The following is a 19104-nucleotide window of genomic DNA, read 5'->3' as shown; positions in this document are numbered from 1 at the left end:
GCGTCGCCCCGTCGATGCCGCGGACGGTCCTAGGGTGAGTGCGTGCCCGAGCCCGTGCGTCGCGTCCCCGGTGACGTCCTCATCCACCTGCGTCGGGCCCGCGACCACATCGACCGTCACTTCGCCGAGGATCTGGATCTCGACGAACTCGCGGCGATCGCGATGCTGTCGAAGTTCCACTTCCTGCGCTCCTTCGCCAAGGTCTACGGCCTGACGCCACTGGCCTACCTCGGCGAACGTCGGGTCGAGCGCGCCCAGGACCTCCTTCGCACGACGAACCTCACGGTGACGGAGGTCTGCCACGCGGTGGGCTACTCGAGTCTCGGGTCGTTCAGCAGCCGGTTCAGCGAGATCGTCGGCGAGACTCCCAGCGCCTTTCAGGCCCGGTATGCCGTCCGCGGGGCTCCCCGGATCCCCGGCTGCTGGGTCTTCATGTCGGGCCTGGTCGAGCGACGCCACGACTCGACCTGACTACTTCTTGCCCCGTTGGGACACGTTTCGTCGGCCGTAGGCCGCCGCCACGTGTCCCAACGGGGCAAGAAGTGCAAGGGGTGCGGACGGCATACGCCGCAATTCGGGAGAAGCGTCGAGCGCAAGGTGACACCTACGGTCGAATCATGATCACCAACGTCAGCCTCGTGTCCGTCTGGGTGAAGGATCTCGATGAGTCCCTCGCCTTCTACACCGACGTCCTCGGCTTCAGCGCCGGCGACGACATCATGCTGGGGGAGGACTTCCGCTGGGTCACGGTGACCCACCCGAGCCAGCCCGAGCTGCACCTGCACCTCACCACGCCGAGCAAGCCACTCTCCGACGATCTCATCGCGGCGATGCAGCGGGCCCAGCTCGAGGGCGGACTGCCGGGTGTGGGCCTCAACGTCGACGACTGCCGCAAGACGTTCGAGGACCTCAGCGCCAAGGGCGTCGAGTTTCTCCAGGAGCCGGAGGACCGGCCCTACGGCGTCGAGGCGCTCATGCGCGACAACTCGGGCAACTGGATGGTGCTGGTCGAGCCGCGCGAGTACACGCCGGAGGACTTCGAGGGCGTCTCGTTCGACTGACCCCTCGCGCGGGGTATGCCGCCATGCGCGCTCAGTCGCTCCTTCGTCGCGAACGCACGCATGACGGCAGACTCCACGCGGCACGGTGTCTCCACCCCGTGGCCCCTGAGACAATGGGCGCATGGCACCGGCTCCCGACTCCGCGCAGCGCGAAGCAGCACGCAACCTCGAGATCATGCAGCGACTGCGTGAGGTGGAGGAGTCGATCCTCTCCCGTGCTCCCGAGCACGATCTCGAGCCGTCGCTCGACCGCATCCAGGCCGTCATGGAGCTCGCGGGCGACCCCCAGCGGACCTATCCCGTCATCCACCTGACGGGCACCAACGGCAAGACGACGACGGCTCGGGTGATCGAGTCGATTCTGCGCGAAATGGGGCTCAAGACAGGGCGATTCACGTCCCCGCACCTGCACACGATGCTCGAACGGATCGCCATCGGCGGTCGCAACATCGAGGCCGAGAAGTTCCTGCGCGCCTATGACGAGGTCGCACCCCTGATCGAGATCGTCGATGCGAAGTCCGCAGAGGATGGCGGACCGCGGATGACCTACTTCGAGGTTCTCGTCGCGGTGGCCTATGTCGCCTTTGCCGACGCTCCCGTCGATGTCGCGATCATCGAGGTGGGCATGGGCGGCAGCTGGGACGCGACCAATGTCGCCGACGGCGTCGTCTCGGTCATCACCCCGATCGCCCTCGATCACCAGCACTTCCTCGGCAGCGCCGTCACGGACATCGCGCTGGAGAAGTCCGGCATCATCAAGGCCGACGGCATCGCGATCTCCGCGGAGCAGGCCGACCCGGCGGTCTCCGCCATCCTCAGCGATCGGGCTGCGGAGGTCGGCGCGCAGCTGGCCGTCGAAGGGGTTCAGTTCGGACTCGAGGGTGGTGACGTCGCTGTGGGCGGGCAGGCGCTGAGCGTGCGTGGTTTGTCTGCGACCTATGAGGACCTGTTCCTGCCGTTCCACGGTGCGCACATGGCACAGAACGCGACCCTGGCCATTGCTGCGGTCGAGGCGTTCCTCGGCGGAGGCGAGCAGCCACTCGACCTCGAGGTGCTCAAGGCCGGGTTGGCTGCTGCGACCTCACCGGGTCGGCTCGAGGTGGTCCGTCGCAGCCCGACGGTGCTCGTCGACGCGGCCCACAACCCGGCGGGTGCGGTGGCCCTGCGCGACGGGCTCAACCAGGCGTTCACGTTCACCAAGCTCGTCGGCGTGATCGCGATCCTCAAGGACAAGGACGCGACCGAGATGCTCGAGATCCTCGAGCCGGTGCTCGACGAGGTCGTGGTGTCGCGAACGACCTCGCCCCGAGCCATGCGCCCGAACGACCTCGGCGAGATCGCCAAGGGCGTGTTCGGCGAGCACCGGGTCACGGTGGTCGATGACCTGCCCGACGCGCTGGACCGGGCGGCTGGCATCGCCGACGAGGGCGGCGTTGGTGGGGGAGTGCTCGCAACAGGTTCGGTCATCACCGCCGCCGAGGTGCGGATGCTCCTCGGCGTCACCGACGACTGACCGCCCCAGCGCCGCTCACGATCTGCGCCGGCTGCGACGTCCAACACGGGCGGCTGGTTTGCGCTGCTCACGATCTGCGCCGGTCGCGCGACCGGCGCAGATCGTGGTGACCGGCGCTGCCATACCTGCGCCGGTCACCAACTTCTGCGCCGGTCGCGCCACCGGCGCAGAAGTGCGAGGCGCCGGGCTGGGCCTCAGCTCCACACCTCGCGGGCGAACGGGGGTCAGGCTGCGTCGACGTTCCGGGGGTGAAGGGCCGCCTGACGCGCGGTGAACCACGTGTTCTTCGCCTGGGCCTTGACTCCCTGCACCGCCAGAATCCTCTCCATCCGCTTCGGGTTGATGGCGTCTGACCAGACCCATCGCCCCATCTTGCGGTCGGTGGCGCGGATCCGGTCCTCCCGTCGCTTCTCGTGCCAGAGCACGGTTTCGAGCTCCTTCTGGTCCATGCCCTTGCGGGTGCCGTACTTCTGCCGACCGTCGAACTCGCCCATCGTCCGACCCCAGCCGAAGTCGCAGAACCCGATCGAGCCGTTCGCGTCGCACACCTCCACCTGCAGCTCCGGACGAGGCAGGTTGAGGCGGAACATCTGCACCCGCGACAACGACTCCCCGGGTGACTCCGAGCGCCCATCGGCGAGGTCGAGGGCGAGTCGTGCGCGCGCCCGACCCTTGACCCCCGACTCCAGCGCGTCGTACTCCTCCTCCAAAGCTGCAACGTCGCACATGCCGTGGTGCAGCGCATGGTCCAGCGCGGCCACGGCGTCCAACAGATCCTCGAACCGTGCGGTGTCGAGCAATGTTCGGAGCAGCGGGGTGACTCGGACCCCGGCAATTTCGACCACCGTGTCCTGCACGAAGTGGTGTCGTCGGATGAGCCCCGAGGATCGCGTGCGTTTGTTCGGTGTCGTCACTTCCGCGTATGCCGGCCACGGCGAGATCCGCGGTAGCCGCCACAGTCCTGTTGCCGAGGTGCGTGAGAAGACTGCCGTCGAGTCGTCGTCCATCCGGAGAGCTGTCGCATGGACGAGCGCCTCGTGCTTCTGGTCGGCCGAGAGGCGGTGCCAGGTGGAGGTCGGGACGATCACTCCGTGCCGCACGGGTTGCCACAGCGGAGACCCGGCTTCGTCCTTGTCCTTCGGGCTCTCGCCGAGGCGCCGGACGTCGGCCGCCAGGCGAAGGACAGCCGGGTTCAGTGGGTTGCGTCGCGGCGTACTCATGGCGCGATCGTGGCAGTTTTCGCCGACCTCGCCGTCGCGTTTTCCACAGCCCCCGACCCCGAGGGCATCTCACGATCTGCGCCGGTCGCGCGACCGGCGCTCACCGTGCTGACCGGCGCTGCCATGGCTGCGCCGGTCACCAATATCTGCGCCGGTCGCGCGACCGGCGCACACGTTGTGCGGCGCCTGGGGATCGAGGCGCTGGGCAGTGCGGCCCCAAGGTCCCTCAGCGGGCCGGATCCCTCGGTTCCGGGCCACGCGGCATACGCTTCTGGGCATGCACCCGCTCACCAAGCTGCTCGTCATCATCGCCATCGCGGCGTTGGTGTTCTGGCTCCTGACCAAGGTGCGCGAGAGCACCCGCGGCGACCGCGTGAGCTTCCGCCCGGTCGAGGATCTGCCGCTCGACGTGCAGCAGTCGATCGATCACGCCCTGGCCCACGACAAGAAGGTCACTGCCATCAAGCTCTACCGGCAGGCGACGAAGGCGCCGCTCGACGCCGCCAAGGCCGCGATCGACGTGCGTGAATGGAAGCGCGGATGAGCCGCATCCCGGTCACCGGAACCCTCGGCAAGTTCACCTGGCGGATGCTCGCCATGGTCCTCGGCGGACAGGCCATCGTCATCGGCCTGGGTGCTCTCGTCGCGCGTGGCACGGCGATCGCGAGCGGCGACGACAACGCCGAAACCCTCCTCTGGGGCGGCGTCGCACTGGCCGTCCTCGCCCTCATCGCTGCGGGTCTCATGCGCGGACCCCTCGGCCTCCCCCTCGGCTGGCTCGTCCAACTGCTCACGTGGGCCAGCGCGGTCGTCGTCCCGGCGATGATCGGCGTCGGGCTCGTCTTCACTGGCCTCTGGGTCTACATGCTCGTCAAGGGGCAGGAGACCGACGCGCTCGTGGCGGCCCGCGAACGCGACGCCGAGTCCGCTCGATAGGCTGCCCCCGTGACCATCGAACGCTCGCTCGTCCTCGTCAAGCCTGACGGCTACGCCCGCGGTCTCTCGGGGGAGGTGCTGCGCCGCATCGAGGCCAAGGGCTACACCCTGGTCGCGCTCGCCGTGACGTCGCCGACCCGGGAGCAGCTCGCTGCCCACTACGCCGAGCACGAGGGCAAGCCCTTCTACGAGCCGCTGCTCGAGTTCATGTCGTCCGGTCCCGTGACGGCTGCCGTGATCGAGGGCCAGGGGTGCATCCCCGGTTTCCGTTCGCTCGCCGGCGCCACCAACCCGACGGAGGCGGCCCCCGGCAGCATCCGCGGTGACCTCGGCCGCGACTGGGGCGAGAAGGTCCAGAAGAACATCGTCCACGGTTCCGATTCCCCGGAGTCCGCGGCTCGCGAGATCGCGATCTGGTTCCCCAACCTCTGAACCGACCACACACATCCGGTATGCCGGCCGCTCGACGCCCACGCAGAGCGTGGGACCCGGAGCGGCCGGCATACCTGTGTCCGTTCCTCCTTCACGGCACCGGTACGGCACGGGATGCGAAAACGGTTGCCGAGCGGACCGGTGAGTAACTCCCTAGGTTGACGGGCACGGCCCATCAGGCCGCCCGCCGCATGACCCAAGGAGCAGGCATGAGGATCACTCGATTCGGGCCGGGGGTGGTGGCGGCGTCTGCGCTCGCCCTCGCTGGCCTGGCAGGAAGTGGCGTCGCGACCGCGGCCCCGCAGCCGGATTCAACGGACGACCGGACCCAGGTCGTCCATGTCCACGCGAAGACGCAGGCCGAGCGTTCGGCTGTCGATGCCCTTGGGCTCGACACGACCGAGCACGCCGACGCGACCGGCGTCGACGTCGTCCTGCACGGCCGCGCCGATGTGCAGAAGCTGCGCGCCGCCGGCCACACGTGGACGGTCAAGATCGCCGATCTCGCCGCCGAGGAACGCGCCAACGCCGCGAAGGACAAGGCCTACGCGGCGAGCACCGCGGAGTCCGCGCTGCCAAGCGGTCGCACGTCCTACCGACACCTTGCCGACTACACCTCGGAGATGGCCGATCTCGCGGCGAAGTATCCGACGAAGGTCAAGCCGCTCACCCTCGAGAACACGACCGTTCTCGGCAAGCCGGTCAACGGCATCGAGATCACCGATGGCGCTGCGAACATCAACGACGGCAAACCGGTCTTCCTCATCATGGGTGCCCACCACGCGCGCGAATGGCCGTCGGCGGAGCACGCGATGGAGTTCGCCTACGACCTCCTCGAGAGTGGCGACGCGCGCAACGCCGGCCTGCTCAAGGGCATGCGCACGATCGTCGTCCCGGTCGTCAACGTCGACGGTTTCGACATCTCGCGAGAGGCCGCCCCGAACGGCGACTTCAGCACCTTCGACTACGAGATGAAGCGCAAGAACTGCTCGATCAGCACGAAGGCGCCGGCGCAGTACACGACCGGTCCGTGCGACGACAACCTCGCCGGCCGCCTGCGCGGCACCGACCCCAATCGCAACTACCCGGGCTTCTGGGGCGGTCCCGGCGCCTCGTTCACGTGGAGCAGTGACACCTACCGCGGTGACGAGCCCGGGGGTGAGCCCGAGGTCGACAACATCCGCAAGCTCGTGTCGAGCCGCCAGGTGACGGCCCTCATCTCGAACCACACCTACAGCAACCTCGTGCTGCGTCCGCCGTCGCTGGCCTCCACCGGCTTCAGCCCCGACGAGGTGCAGTACCGCGCCCTCGGTGCGGACTTCGCGGCCCACAACGACTACGCCAACATCCCGTCGTTCGGCCTCTACGACACGTCCGGCTCGACCGAGGACTGGAGCTACTGGAACACCGGTGGCTACGGCTTCACCTTCGAGATCGGCACCGAGGGCTTCCACCCGCCGTTCGAGACCGGAGTCGTCGCGGAGTATGCCGGCCTCGCACCTGCTGCTGGTGCTGGCAAGGGCGGCAACCGGGAGGCCTACTACCGAGCCGCCGCGGCCACGATGGACCCGACGATGCACTCGACGATCACGGGCAAGGCCCCAGCCAACACAACGCTCACGGTCAGCAAGTCGTTCACCGCAGCAACGTCCGAGGTGCTCCAGCCGGGTGGCACGACGAGCCCGGCCATCACCTACATCGACAACCTCGCATCGTCGCTCGCAGGCAACGGCGGGGCGTTCTCGTGGGCGGTCAACCCGTCGACGCGTCCGTTCGTGGTCGGTCGCTACGGGCGTGACCCGCAGGGCCCGACGCAGCCGAGTTCGTCGATCGCCAACCCGGCGGGTGTGCCTGCCGTCGGCACGTCGGAGTTCTCCGAGGTGACGATCGAGGGGATGCCGACCTACGACAACGGCAAGGTGATCTTCACCTTCGGCTGGGATGGCCCGAACCCGGACCCCAACACGGACTGGGACTTCTATGTCTACGACGCTGACGGCAACCAGGTCGCGTCGGCGGCGACGCTGGCCAACCCGGAGATCGCGGCAGCGCTCGACCCCGTGCCCGGGACCTACACGGTCGAGGCGATCAACTACGACAACGGCACGTCGGCGGACTGGACGGGCACGATGTCCTTCGAGGCTCCGGTCCCGGCCTATGAGTCCGGCATCAAGGAGTCGTGGAACCTCACCTGCACCAACAAGCAGGGCAAGGTCATCGGCTCCCGCAGCATCGTCGTCGACCGTGGCCAGTCCATCGACGTCGGCAACCCGTGCAACCGCAAGAAGTGACCTCTCGCCACAGGTGAGATGACACAGCCGGTATGCCGGCCGCTCGACGCCCACGCAGAGCGTGGGACCCGGAGCGGCCGGCATGCCCCTGCGTGTTGGGGCCGGGTCTGCGCGCGCTGCGCACGTAGCATCGAAGCGTGGCTGGACTGGACCGATGGGTGCGCGCGAGAGACCTCGCGATCGACCTCGGGACGGCCAACACGGTGATCTACGAGCGGGGGAGAGGTGTCGTCCTCGACGAGCCCTCGGTGGTCGCGGTGCGCGCCGGGACGTCGGAGTTGCTGGCCGCCGGCACCCGCGCCAAGGAGATGCTCGGCCGCACCCCGGACTCGGTGACGGCCGTCCGGCCCCTGCGTGACGGGGTCATCTCCGACGCCGATGTCACCGAACGGATGCTGCGCTGGTTCGTCGACCAGGTGGCGCCATCCCGGCTCTTCCGTCCGCGCATGGTCGTCTGCGTTCCGAGCGACATCACGAGTGTCGAGCGGCGCGCCCTCGAGGACTCGACGCTGCGTGCCGGTGCCCGCCGGGTGCACGTCATCGAGGAGCCGATGGCGGCCGCGATCGGTGCCGGTCTGCCCATCGAGGAGACGATGGCGTCGATGGTCGTCGACCTCGGGGGCGGCACGACGAACGTGGCCGTCGTCAGCCTCGGCGGCATCGTCACCTCTCGCTCGATCCGGACCGGTGGCGACGAGATCGACGAGGCGATCATCGCCCACGTGAAGTCCGAGTACTCCCTGCTCCTGGGCGAACGCAGCGCCGAACAGATCAAGGTCGACGTCGGTTCGGCCTTCCCGCTGCGTCAGGAACTCAGCGCCCGGGTGCGCGGCCGAGACCTCGTCACCGGACTGCCCAAGACGGTCTCGATCTCGTCCGCCGAGGTGCGTCGGGCGATCGAGGCGCCGGTCCTGCAGATGGTCGAGCTCGCCCGCGCGGTGCTCGACGTCTGCCCGCCGGAACTTGCCGGCGACATCCTGGATCGAGGCATCACCCTCACCGGCGGTGGCGCGCTGCTGCGCGGTCTCGCGGAGCGGATGCATCACGAGTTGGGCGTTCCCGTCACCGTGGCCGACGATCCCTTGCGAGCGGTGGCGCGCGGCGCGGGTCGGTGCGTCGAGGAGTTCGACACCCTGCACCGCGTGCTCGTCGACAATCGCCGGTTGTGAGTCGTGCGGCGTCGTCGTCTGGTGTTCGCTGCGGTGGCCCTGACCGTCGTGGTGGCCCTCGTGGACCTCGTCGGTGGCCCCGGTCCGGGTGTCCTGCGCAGCGGTGCCGCAACCGTCCTGGGGCCGTTGGAGCGCCTGCTCGCTCCCGGTGGTCGTGCCTCGGTGGAGGACCTCCAACGCGAGAACGAGCGACTTGCGAGTGAGCTGCGCGAGGCTCGGCAGGGTTCGTCGGATGCAGCGGCGCTCGCCGAACTGCTGGCGTCACCGGCCACCGCTGGGGCCCGCGTGGTGCCGGCTCGCGTCGTCGGAGTCGGAGCGCCCGGTCCGCAGGGGATCGTCCGGCTCACGATCGACGTCGGTGGACGCGACGGAGTGAGCGCTGATCGCACGGTCGTCGCGGCCGGTGGGCTCGTCGGCCGAGTCGTCTCGGTTGCCCCGTGGACCAGCGATGTCCTCGTCCTCGGCGGCCCGGACGTCACTGTCGGCGCGCGCGTCGGGGACGCAGGTGCGCTCGCGACCGTCGGTGGTGCCGCGGCGCCGTCGACCGAACGCGACGAGGGTGAACTCGGGCTGACCCTCGCCCAGACCGGCGCGCTCGCCGTCGGCGACGAAGTGCGCACGCTCGGGAGCGTCGATGGTCGCCCGTTCGTCCCCGGCGTGCTCGTCGGAACGGTGAGTTCCGTTGAGCCGCAGCGGGGTCGGCTCGCCCCGTCGGGTTCGGTTCGCCCGGCAGTCGACGTCGGAACCCTCACGGTCGTAGGCGTGCTCCTCACCGAACCCCGGTCGACTCCGCGCCCCTCTGCGACGGGCAGCGGATCGTGACCCCGACCGGCATCCTCGTCCGCGGTCTGCTGCTGCTCGTCGGTGCCGTCCTCGCGGTGACGCTCGGTGCGAGGCACCTGGCGCCGCTGCCCGACCTGGTCCTCGTGGTCGTGGCTTCCGCTGGCCTGCGCTCGGGGTGGCAAGCCGGGCTCGTGACGGGTCTGGTCGGCGGCTGGGTCCTCGACCTTCTGCCGCCGGGTTCCACGGTGCTCGGCACCCAGGCCCTCCTGTATGCCGTGTGCGGCCTTCTCGTTGGCCTCGCCCGGCGTCCCGGCCGGGTGTCCGTGGTGTGGGTCGTCGCCGTGGTGGGCGCGGCGGCGGTGGGGTGTGAAGTGGTGCGCAGCCTCGTGGCGCTGGCCTCCGGCGTCCCCGTCGACCCGTGGGGTTCGGTGGGACGGGTGGTGGCCACGGCGACCATCGCCCTCGTCGTCGTGCCTCTCGTGACCTCGGTCGAGCGGCGGGCCGAGCAGCGGAGGTTCGCGTGACCGACATCGGGTTGCGCCCCCGCGATGGCTCGGCTCACCAGGGCCGGTTCCTGGCGGCCGCGGCGTTCGTGGCGCTGCTGTTCGTGCTCCTCTTCGGCCGACTGGGGCAGGTCCAGCTGACCGACCACCGGGACTACGCGGCGGCGGCCTCCCAACTGAACACCCGGGAGATCGTCGTCCCCGCGGTCCGTGGTCGGATCCTCGACCGGACCGGAAAGCCGTTGGCGGACAACGGATCCGTCACCGTGGTCACCCTCGAGCGTCGCGTCGTTGCCGAGAGTGACGACGGCGCCCGAGACGTGCTGACCCGGGTTGCCGGGGTGCTGGGCCGACCCGCCGAGGAACTGCTCGCGCGGACGCACCTCTGCGGTGAGGCGGGTGCGCCGCCGGCGCCGGCGTGCTGGTCCGGATCGCCGCAGGTGCCGATCCCCGTCGCGAGCGGTGTCGATCCGACGCGTGCCCTGAGCCTGGTGGAACGCCCGGATCTCTACCCGGGAGTGGCCGTGGAGGCGGTCCCGGTGCGTAGATATCCGGCACCGCTCGGGGTCAACGCCGCCCACCTCCTCGGCTACCTCGGGCGTGCCACGGAGAAGGAGGTCAGTGGGTCGAAGGGAGTCATCACCGCCGATGACCTCGTCGGTCGCGCCGGGCTGGAGCAGCAGTACGACACCGCCCTCCGGGGCACGCCCGGCCAGACGGTCGTGTCCGTGGATCCGCGCGGTCTCGTGACGGGAGTGGTTTCGCGTACCGACCCCGTTCCGGGGCGGGATCTGGTGACGAGCATCGATGCGTCGATCCAGGCGGCTACCGAGAAGGCCCTGGCCGCGCAGATGGCCTCCGCCCGCAGCAGGGGACTGCCGGCCGACTCGGGCAGTGCGGTCGTGCTCGAGGTCGGCACCGGTCGCGTCGTCGCGTCCGCGAGCGCGCCGACGTACGACCCGAATGTGTGGACCGGCGGCATCTCGGCCAAGGAGTACGCCGCTCTCACCGCCCCGTCGGCCGGAACGCCTTTGCTCTCCCGCGCCACCGGCTCGGCGACAGCCCCGGCATCGACCCTCAAGGCGCTGAGCGTCCCGGCCGCCGTCGCCGCGGGCAACTCCCTGACCGGGACCTACGAGTGCGGCTCGAGCTATCGCATCGGCAACCGGTCGTTCAAGAATTTCGAGTCGCGGGGCTATGGCCCGATCAGCTTCCACCGCGCCATCGAGGTGTCGTGCGACACCGTCTTCTATGACGCGGCCTATCGGTCGTGGCTCGCGCTCGGTGGGCTCAAGGGGTCGGACGCCAAGGACCCGTTCATCACCACGGTCCGGGACTTCGGGCTGGGCAAGCGGACGGGCATCGACCTCCCGGGAGAGAGCGCCGGCCGGATTCCGGACCGTGCGTGGAAGCGCGCGACGTGGGAGGCGACCAAGGACGAGACGTGCGAGCGGGCGAAGTCCGGGTATCCCGAGGTGGCGAAGACGGATCCGGCCCGCGCGGCATACCTGACGTCCTTGGCACGCGAGAACTGCGCAAGCGGCGCGGACTTCCGTGCCGGTGACGCGGCGAACTTCTCGATCGGTCAGGGCGACGTCGCGACGACACCGCTCCAGATGGGAGTCGCGTATGCCGCGATCGCCGGTGGGGGAATCGTCCGGACTCCGCGCGTCGGAGTGGAGCTCGTCGATCCGGTTTCCGGTGTGGCACAACCGATTCCGGCCGGGCCAACGCACCGGGCGGCCCTTCCCGCTGACGTGGGAGCGTATGTGCGCACTGCCCTGCGGGCCGTAATCGTGAGTGGAACGGGGGCGGCGACGTTTGCCGGCATGGCAGCCGATTGGCCGGTGTCGGGCAAGTCGGGCACGGCAGAGGTGTTCGGCAGGTCGGACACGTCGTGGTTCGTCTCCTACGCGCCCGGTCAGGCACCCCGCTACGTCGTCTCGGTGGCCGTCAACCAGGGCGGTCACGGCAGCGACACCGCCGCGCCGATCTCGCGATCGATCCACGAGGCACTCCGCCGCCTGTCCCGCTGACCGACGACGTCAGGGCGCGTACACACGTGATGTGTATCCTTGGTGTATGACGCGCACCAACATCGAGATCGATGACGAGCTGGTGGCTGAGGTCATCCGCAAGTACGCGCTGTCCTCCAAGCGCGAGGCGGTCGATCTCGCACTGCGCAAGGCGGCCGGTTCTCCCATCACCCCGGACTTCGTGTGGAGCCTCAAGGGTGTGGGGTGGGAGGGCGATCTCGACGTGATGCGAGGGGCCGAGGCCGCGGTCGATGACTGAGCTCTTCGACACCTCCGTGTGGATCGAGTTCCTCCGGGGGACCGAGTCGCCCGCATGCCAGTACGTGCAGGCGAGGCTTCTCGAGGATCCGGGTTCGATCGGTGTGACTGAGATCGTGGCCATGGAGTTGTTGGCCGGGTCGACGGACGAGCTCGCCCTTGCCAAGGTCAGCCAACTCGTCGACAGCCTGACCCTGATCAAGATCGTCCCGACCCTCGACTTCCCAGCCGCAGCGCACCTTCACCGGTCGGCCCGACGGAGCGGCAGGACCGTTCGGAAGCTCCAGGACTGCCTGATCGCCGCCGTGGCGATCCGTTCCGAGGTGACCCTCGTTCATCGCGATGCTGACTTCGAGGTGATCGCCGCGGTCGCACCGCTCAGGACGCGGCCGCTGATCGAGGCGTAGGGGAGCGCGACGGGGGCGGACGGCATACAACTAGTCTTTGCCCATGGCTGACTTCGATCTTGTCGTTCTCGGTGCCGGTCCCGGTGGCTACGTCGCGGCGATCCGCGCGAGCCAGCTCGGGCTCAAGGTGGCCGTCGTGGAATCCAAGTACTGGGGCGGTGTCTGCCTCAACGTCGGGTGCATCCCGTCCAAGGCGCTCATCAAGAATGCCGAGCTCGCGCACGTGCTCCAGCACGACAAGGCGAAGTACGGCATCGAGGGCGACGCGACGATGTTCTACGGCCCCACCCACGCGCGCTCGCGCCAGGTCAGCGCCGGCATCGTCAAGGGCGTCCACTTCCTCATGAAGAAGAACAAGATCGAGGAGATCGACGGCTGGGGCACGCTGACCGGCCCGTCCTCGATGGACGTCAAGCTCAACTCCGGCGACAGCCGCTCGATCACCTTCGACAAGCTCATCATCGCCGCCGGCGCCGTGACCCGCATGCTCCCCGGCATGCAGGTGTCGCAGAACGTCGTGACCTACGAGGAGCAGATCCTCACCGACCAGCTGCCCGGCTCGATCGTCATCGCCGGCTCGGGCGCCATCGGTGTCGAGTTCGCCTACGTCATGAAGAACTTCGGCGTCGACGTGACGATCGTCGAGTTCCTCGACCGCATGGTGCCGACCGAGGACGCAGACATCTCCAAGGAGCTGCTCAAGCACTACAAGAAGCTCGGCGTCAAGGTGATGCTCTCGACGAAGGTCGACGGGGTCGAGGACACGGGTTCCGGTGTGCGCGTGACGGTTTCGCCCGCTGCCGGTGGCGACGCGCAGGTGCTCGAGGCCGACAAGTTCCTGTCGGCCATCGGCTTCGCGCCGCGTGTCGAGGGCTACGGACTCGAGGCGGCCGGCGTGAAGCTCACGGACCGCGGCGCCATCGAGATCGACGACTACTGCAAGACCAACGTCCCGAACGTCTACGCCATCGGTGACTGCACCGGCAAGATGATGCTCGCCCACGTGGCCGAGGCCCAGGGCGTCGTCGCCGCCGAACACATGGCCGGCGCCGAGACGATGCCGGTCGAGTACGACTTCATCCCCCGCGCGACCTACTGCCACCCGCAGATCGGCTCGTTCGGCTACTCCGAGGCGCAGGCCAAGGAGAAGGGCTACGACGTCAAGACGGCGCAGTTCCCCTTCAGCGCCAACGGCAAGGCCATGGGCCTCGGCGACGCGGTCGGCTTCGTCAAGATCGTCGCCGACGCGAAGCACAACGAGATCCTCGGCGCGCACATGATCGGCCCCGACGTCACCGAGCTCCTCCCGGTCCTGACGCTCGCGCAGAAGTGGGACCTCACCGCCGACGAGGTCGCGCGCAACGTCTTCGCGCACCCGACGCTCTCCGAGTCGGTCAAGGAGGCCGTCGAGGGCATCGCGGGACACATGATCAACCTCTGACCCCCGAGCGGCCCTGTGCCGCAAGCATTCCGGTATGCCGTCCGCGCACCTCGCCCGGACGGCATACCGCGTTGTGTGGCCGGGATGGAGAGCGGGCGCTGCTGCGAGGTGACGCGTCGGCTGCCTACGATGCGTCGGTGAGCTCGTTGTTGATCCGCGCTGCGCGCATCCTCCCCGTGGGTGGCGTGGCCGCGCCGGACGTCCCGGTCGATGTGCGCATCCACGGCGACCGTGTCGTCGAGGTGGCACCCGCTCTGCGGCCGCTGCCCGGCGACGATCTCCTCGAGACCGACGGCCGTTGGCTGCTGCCGGGCCTGTGGGACCAGCACGTCCACTTCGGCCAGTGGGCTGCGACGGCGAGCCGGCTCGACCTCTCGTCGACCACCAGCCCCGACGACGTCACCCGTCAGGTCGCCGCCGAGGTGGGGGCTCGACGTGGGGGAGCGCCGGACACCGTCATCCAGGGCTTTGGTCACCGCAGCGCCGCATGGGAGCGGCAGCCGACCGTCGCCGAGCTCGACGCGGTGAGCGGCGACATCCCGGTCGTCCTCATCAGCGGCGACGCGCATCACGGGTGGCTCAACTCGGCCGCCCTGCGCCTGCTCGACGTCGCAGCGCGTGACGGCGTCGTCGAGGAGAATGAGTGGTTCCCCGTCTTCGCCCGTCTCGACGAGGTGACGACGAGTGCGGAGGGCAAGCGGACGGCATACGCGAAGGCCCTGGACGCCGCAGTCCGGCGAGGTGTCGTCGGCTTCCGCGAGATGGAGTGGGCCGACAACGCGAGCGAGTGGGTGGAGCGCTCCGACTCCGGTCTCGCGGTGGTCCGGGTCCGCACCGCCACGTATGCCGTCGGGCTGGCCGAGACCATCGCCGCCGGGCGTCGCTCGGGCGACGTCCTCGATCAGGCCGGGCTCGTGACGATGGGGCCGCTGAAGATCATCAGCGACGGCTCACTCAACACGCGGACGGCCTTCTGCCACGACCCCTATGTCGGTGACGACGTCCTGGAGCACCCACGCGGCAGGCCCAACAACTCACCGGCCGAGCTCGACGAGTTGCTCGGGCTTGCCGCCGCCCACGGTCTCGACGTGGCGCTGCACGCGATCGGTGATGCGGCGGTGGAGGTCGCGCTGGATGCGTTCTCGCGCACGAGCGCTCGTGGATCGATCGAGCACGCCCAGCTCGTCGCGGCGGCTGACGTCGCTCGGATGGCCCGGCTCGGAGTCGCGGCGAGCGTGCAGCCGGCCCACCTCATCGACGACCGTGTCGTGACGCACCAGTGCTGGCCGGACCGGGCGGGGCGATGCTTCCCGCTGCGGTCGATGCTCGACGCGGGCGTCGTGCTCGCGCTCGGGTCGGACGCTCCGGTGGCCCCGCTGGACCCGTGGGAGGCGATGGCCGCTGCTGTCCACCGAGGCGCGGATGGCGACGAGCCCTGGAACGAGGCCGAGACCATCACCGTCGACGAGGCGCTGGCCGGGAGCGTCGACGGTGCCTCGACCGTCGGCGTCGGCAGTCTGGCCGATCTCGTGCTCGTCGACGAGGACCCTCGCTCGGCGGGGGAGCAGGGGCCCGATGCGGCGGCCGCGCTGCGAGGTTTGCCAGTCTCGGCGACGGTCATCGGTGGCCGGGTGGCGTTCGAGACCCTCTGAATTGGCGCAATGCGTCATGGAGTGGCCCGGTCGAACTAGTCGTTCGGACCAGGGCTACTGACCTTGCGTACTCAAATCTGCGCTCCGGCCCGCACGAACGCCTCGGGCTTTTCCTTTCGGGTCGGGCATGTCGTCCACTCGCCATATCATGTGCGAGATCGGTAAGACAGGGGAAGAATGTGTCAACTTTTTGGAAGCGTTTCGCGCTCGTCGCGTGGGACGTCGTTGCATGGCTCCTCGCCGCCGTGGCCTTCGTGCTCGTCCGTCACGACCTCGCGCTCAGTGAGCGGATGTGGGAGCGCGTCTTCACCTATGTCGCGGTGGGGGTCGTCATCCAGCTCGCCGTCGGCTTCTTCACTCACCTCTACCTCGGCCGCAGCCGCATCGGCAGCTTTGACGAGGTGACCCAGCTCGGGCTGCTCGTCCTCGTCCTCAGCGTGGTCCTCGGCATCTTCTTCCTCGCGGCTTTCCCCGGCTTCTCGCGTGGCGCCGTGGTCCTCATCCCGCCGCTTGCCTTCCTCCTCATGGTCTTCGGGCGGTGGGTCTATCGCTCGCTTGTCTCGGACCCGCGCCGCGCCCGCAACGCCGAGGAGTCCGTGGTGCCGGCGCTCATCTACGGCGCGGGCGACGCCGGGCGCGAGATCGCTCGCCTGGTGCACACGTCGGACACCCCGCCCTACCGCATCGTCGGCTTCGTCGACGACGACCCGGCCAAGCACTACCTCCGCATCCGGGGGCACCGTGTCGCCGGTCGGGGTCGAGACCTCATCTCGGTCGCCGAGGCCAAGGGTGCCGAGGTGGTCGTGCTCGCCATCACCGGCGCGACGCCGGCGCTCGTCCAGCGCGTCGCGGACCAGTGCAAGCTGGCCGGCCTGCGTCTGCTCATCATTCCCCCGGTGAGCGAGCTCATCGCCGGGCGCGTCCACCTCGAGCAGATCCGCGAGCTCGACGTGCGCGACCTCCTGGGGCGCCGCGAGATCGAGATCGACCTCAGCGAAATTGCCGACTACGTCGGGGGCAAGGTCGTGCTCGTCACGGGGGCCGGCGGTTCGATCGGCTCGGAGCTCGCCCAACAGGTGCTCGGTCTCGAGCCGGCCATGCTCGTCCTGCTCGACCGCGACGAGTCGGCGATCCACGCGACCAGCCTGCGGCTCTATGGTTCCGGGCTGCTCGACCGCGACGACCTGTCCCTCTGCGACATCCGTGACCGCGAGGCGCTGCGTCGTGTCTTCGAGCGGCACCGCCCCGACGTCGTGCTGCATGCGGCGGCCCTCAAGCACCTGCCCATGCTTGAGCGGCACCCGGAGGAGGGGTGGAAGACCAACGTCCTCGGCACCCTCAATGTGCTCCAGTTCGCTCATGAGTTCGGGACTCGGCACTTCGTCAACGTCTCCACCGACAAGGCGGCCGACCCGACGAGCGTCCTCGGGCAGACCAAGCGCTTCGCCGAGCGGCTCACCGCCTGGTATGCCACGACCCACGACCTGCCCTACCTTTCGGTGCGCTTCGGCAATGTCCTGGGGTCCCGTGGTTCAGTCCTCGACACCTTCCGTGCGCAGATCGCCCAGGGCGGCCCCGTGACGGTCACCGACCGGGAGGTCACCCGCTTCATGATGACGATTCCCGAGGCCTGCGAGCTCGTGCTCCAAGCGGGGGCGATGGGCTCCGCCGGAGATGTGCTCGTCCTCGACATGGGCGAGCCGGTGCGCATCGTCGATGTCGCCCAGCGCCTCATCGACGAGTCCCACGAGGACATCGAGATCGTCTTCACCGGTCTGCGTGAGGGCGAGAAGATGCACGAAGTCCTCTTCAGCGGCGATGAGCATGGCACGCCGAGCAGTCACCCCCTCATCAGCCAAGTGTCCGTGCCGAGCCTCGCTCCTGAGCACGTGCAGGTTGACGGTGAGACCGTGGCCGACGTGATGGAGCGGTTCAAGGCCCAGCGGGGTCCGGTGAGTGTCGAGCCGACCGATCCCGCCGACTATCGCGACGCCTTCGACCCCGACGCCGGTCAGGCGAGCGAGTCGCTGGAGCACGAGCTGAGTCGCGGCCACTGGAGTGCGTCATCGGCCGGTGCGGGGGTCCGCCGGTGACCGCACTTCCCTCCCTGCCCGACGGCGTCAAGCTCGCGGTCATCGGCCTGGGCTACGTCGGGCTGCCGCTCGCGGTGGAGTTCGCCAAGGTCGTCGATGTCGTCGGCTTCGACATCAAGTCGTCGCGCGTCAAGGAGCTGGCCGGGGGAGTGGACAGCACCCTCGAAGTGTCCTCCGAGGAGCTCGCCGGCGCCTCGCGACTGCGGTTCACCGACGACCCTGGCGAGCTCGCCGGGTGCAACGTCTATGTCGTCACGACTCCCACGCCGATCGACGCCGCGAAGCAACCCGACCTCTCGCCGGTGCTGTCTGCCTCCGAGAGCATCGGCCGCGTCCTGTCCGAAGGCGACCTCGTCATCTACGAGTCGACGGTCTACCCCGGTGCCACCGAGGAGCGGTGCGTGCCCGTGCTCGAGGACATCTCGGGCCTGGCCTTCAACCGCGACTTTTTCGTCGGCTACAGCCCTGAGCGGATCAATCCCGGCGACAAGCAGCACCGCCTCCCGACGATCGTCAAGGTGACGTCCGGGTCGACGCCCGAGGTCGCCAACTTCGTGGACGCTCTTTACGGCACGATCATCACCGCCGGCACGCACCGCGCATCGTCGATCCGGGTGGCCGAGGCTGCCAAGGTCATCGAGAACACGCAGCGCGACGTCAATATCGCCCTCATCAACGAGCTCGCCGTTCTGTTCAACAGGCTGGGCATCGACACCGAGGAGGTGCTGCAGGCCGCCGGCACGAAATGGAACTTCCTCGGCTTCCGACCCGGCCTCGTGGGTGGTCACTGCATCGGTGTCGACCCCTACTACCTCACCCATAAGGCGCAGGCGGTCGGCTACCACCCCGAGGTGATCCTCGCCGGGCGACGTCTCAACGACTCGATGGGTGCCTATGTCGCCTCGCAGTTGGTGAAGCGCATGACCAAGGAGGCTATCCCGGTGCGTGGCGCTCGCGTGCTCGTCCTGGGCCTGACCTTCAAGGAGAACACCCCCGACCTGCGCAACTCGCGCGTCGTCGACATCATCAGTGAGCTAGAGGACTACGAGATCGCCGTCGACGTCTATGACCCTTGGGCCGACCCGGACGAGGCTCGGAAGTACGCTGGCGTCACCTTGGTCGAGTCTCCCGAGGCAGGCACCTACGCCGGCATAGTTTTGGCTGTTTCGCACCGCGAGTTCATCGCCATGGGAGCCAAGAGAATTCGAGGATTCGGTATGTCCTCCGGGCACGTCCTCTATGATCTCAAATACGTCGTTGACAAGGAGGACGCGGACATTCGCCTGTGAATTGGGTGGTCAGAGGTTGC

18 protein-coding genes are annotated in these 19104 nt (G+C 68.8%); 17 read left to right on the top strand and 1 reads right to left on the bottom strand.

Features of this window, described 5'->3' with window-relative positions; genetic code table 11:
• Positions 1-42: 42 nt before the first annotated feature.
• The 3 genes from N803_RS01145 to N803_RS01135 all read left to right on the top strand — a co-directional run bounded on the left by N803_RS01145 (position 43) and on the right by N803_RS01135 (position 2574).
• The gene (locus N803_RS01145; RefSeq protein ID WP_245616935.1) at positions 43-471 is read left to right on the top strand and encodes a helix-turn-helix domain-containing protein; all 429 of its coding nucleotides are present in this window, start codon (positions 43-45) and stop codon (positions 469-471) included.
• A gap of 146 nt (positions 472-617) precedes the next feature.
• A complete protein-coding gene (locus N803_RS01140) occupies positions 618-1061 on the top strand; it encodes a VOC family protein (protein ID WP_035901882.1) in 444 nt (147 codons plus the stop codon).
• A gap of 121 nt (positions 1062-1182) precedes the next feature.
• The gene (locus N803_RS01135) at positions 1183-2574 is read left to right on the top strand and encodes a bifunctional folylpolyglutamate synthase/dihydrofolate synthase (protein ID WP_035901881.1); all 1392 of its coding nucleotides are present in this window, start codon (positions 1183-1185) and stop codon (positions 2572-2574) included.
• Positions 2575-2798: 224 nt separating this feature from the next.
• Here N803_RS01135 and N803_RS17240 read toward each other — a convergent pair whose 3' ends face one another.
• On the bottom strand, positions 2799-3794 hold the full coding sequence (locus N803_RS17240; protein ID WP_052111578.1) for a hypothetical protein: 996 nt from the start codon (positions 3792-3794) through the stop codon (positions 2799-2801).
• A gap of 277 nt (positions 3795-4071) precedes the next feature.
• Between N803_RS17240 and N803_RS01125 the strand changes: the two genes are divergently transcribed.
• The 14 genes from N803_RS01125 (at position 4072) to tviB (ending at position 19084) form a co-directional block, all read left to right on the top strand.
• Positions 4072-4338: a hypothetical protein gene (locus N803_RS01125; RefSeq protein ID WP_035901878.1), complete on the top strand. Its 267-nt coding sequence runs from the start codon at positions 4072-4074 to the stop codon at positions 4336-4338.
• On the top strand, positions 4335-4730 hold the full coding sequence (locus tag N803_RS01120; protein ID WP_035901875.1) for a DUF4233 domain-containing protein: 396 nt from the start codon (positions 4335-4337) through the stop codon (positions 4728-4730). Before N803_RS01125 ends, N803_RS01120 begins: the two co-directional genes overlap by 4 nt.
• A gap of 9 nt (positions 4731-4739) precedes the next feature.
• Positions 4740-5162: a nucleoside-diphosphate kinase gene (gene ndk, locus N803_RS01115; protein WP_035901874.1), complete on the top strand. Its 423-nt coding sequence runs from the start codon at positions 4740-4742 to the stop codon at positions 5160-5162.
• Between the two features lie 209 nt (positions 5163-5371).
• On the top strand, positions 5372-7453 hold the full coding sequence (locus N803_RS01110; RefSeq protein WP_035901871.1) for a M14 family zinc carboxypeptidase: 2082 nt from the start codon (positions 5372-5374) through the stop codon (positions 7451-7453).
• A gap of 137 nt (positions 7454-7590) precedes the next feature.
• A complete protein-coding gene (mreB, locus tag N803_RS01105) occupies positions 7591-8622 on the top strand; it encodes a rod shape-determining protein (RefSeq protein WP_084763903.1) in 1032 nt (343 codons plus the stop codon).
• A gap of 3 nt (positions 8623-8625) precedes the next feature.
• Positions 8626-9444 carry a rod shape-determining protein MreC gene (gene mreC, locus N803_RS01100; RefSeq protein WP_084763902.1) on the top strand — a complete coding sequence of 273 codons (819 nt, stop codon included), beginning with the start codon at positions 8626-8628 and terminating at the stop codon, positions 9442-9444.
• Entirely contained in the window at positions 9441-9929 is a 489-nt protein-coding gene (gene mreD, locus N803_RS01095; RefSeq protein ID WP_052111575.1) for a rod shape-determining protein MreD, read from the top strand. The genes mreC and mreD overlap by 4 nt, the downstream gene beginning before the upstream one ends.
• Positions 9926-11944 (top strand): penicillin-binding protein 2, encoded by a 2019-nt coding sequence (gene mrdA / locus N803_RS01090; protein ID WP_052111574.1) that lies wholly within the window; start codon positions 9926-9928, stop codon positions 11942-11944. The genes mreD and mrdA overlap by 4 nt, the downstream gene beginning before the upstream one ends.
• A gap of 46 nt (positions 11945-11990) precedes the next feature.
• Positions 11991-12203, top strand: coding sequence for a type II toxin-antitoxin system VapB family antitoxin (locus tag N803_RS01085; protein WP_156969607.1), 213 nt, complete (start codon positions 11991-11993; stop codon positions 12201-12203).
• Positions 12196-12609 carry a type II toxin-antitoxin system VapC family toxin gene (gene vapC, locus N803_RS01080; protein ID WP_035901867.1) on the top strand — a complete coding sequence of 138 codons (414 nt, stop codon included), beginning with the start codon at positions 12196-12198 and terminating at the stop codon, positions 12607-12609. The genes N803_RS01085 and vapC overlap by 8 nt, the downstream gene beginning before the upstream one ends.
• A 43-nt stretch (positions 12610-12652) precedes the next feature.
• Positions 12653-14050: a dihydrolipoyl dehydrogenase gene (gene lpdA / locus N803_RS01075; protein ID WP_035901865.1), complete on the top strand. Its 1398-nt coding sequence runs from the start codon at positions 12653-12655 to the stop codon at positions 14048-14050.
• A gap of 137 nt (positions 14051-14187) precedes the next feature.
• Complete coding sequence (locus N803_RS01070) at positions 14188-15702, top strand: amidohydrolase (RefSeq protein WP_035901864.1); 1515 nt, start codon at positions 14188-14190, stop codon at positions 15700-15702.
• A 179-nt stretch (positions 15703-15881) separates the two neighbouring features.
• On the top strand, positions 15882-17795 hold the full coding sequence (locus N803_RS01065) for a polysaccharide biosynthesis protein (protein WP_245616933.1): 1914 nt from the start codon (positions 15882-15884) through the stop codon (positions 17793-17795).
• On the top strand, positions 17792-19084 hold the full coding sequence (gene tviB / locus N803_RS01060; RefSeq protein ID WP_052111573.1) for a Vi polysaccharide biosynthesis UDP-N-acetylglucosamine C-6 dehydrogenase TviB: 1293 nt from the start codon (positions 17792-17794) through the stop codon (positions 19082-19084). Before N803_RS01065 ends, tviB begins: the two co-directional genes overlap by 4 nt.
• Positions 19085-19104: the final 20 nt, after the last annotated feature.

Source organism: Knoellia subterranea KCTC 19937, from assembly GCF_000768685.1.
Classification (GTDB): domain Bacteria; phylum Actinomycetota; class Actinomycetes; order Actinomycetales; family Dermatophilaceae; genus Knoellia; species Knoellia subterranea.
This window is presented reverse-complemented; position numbering and strand designations above follow the sequence as displayed.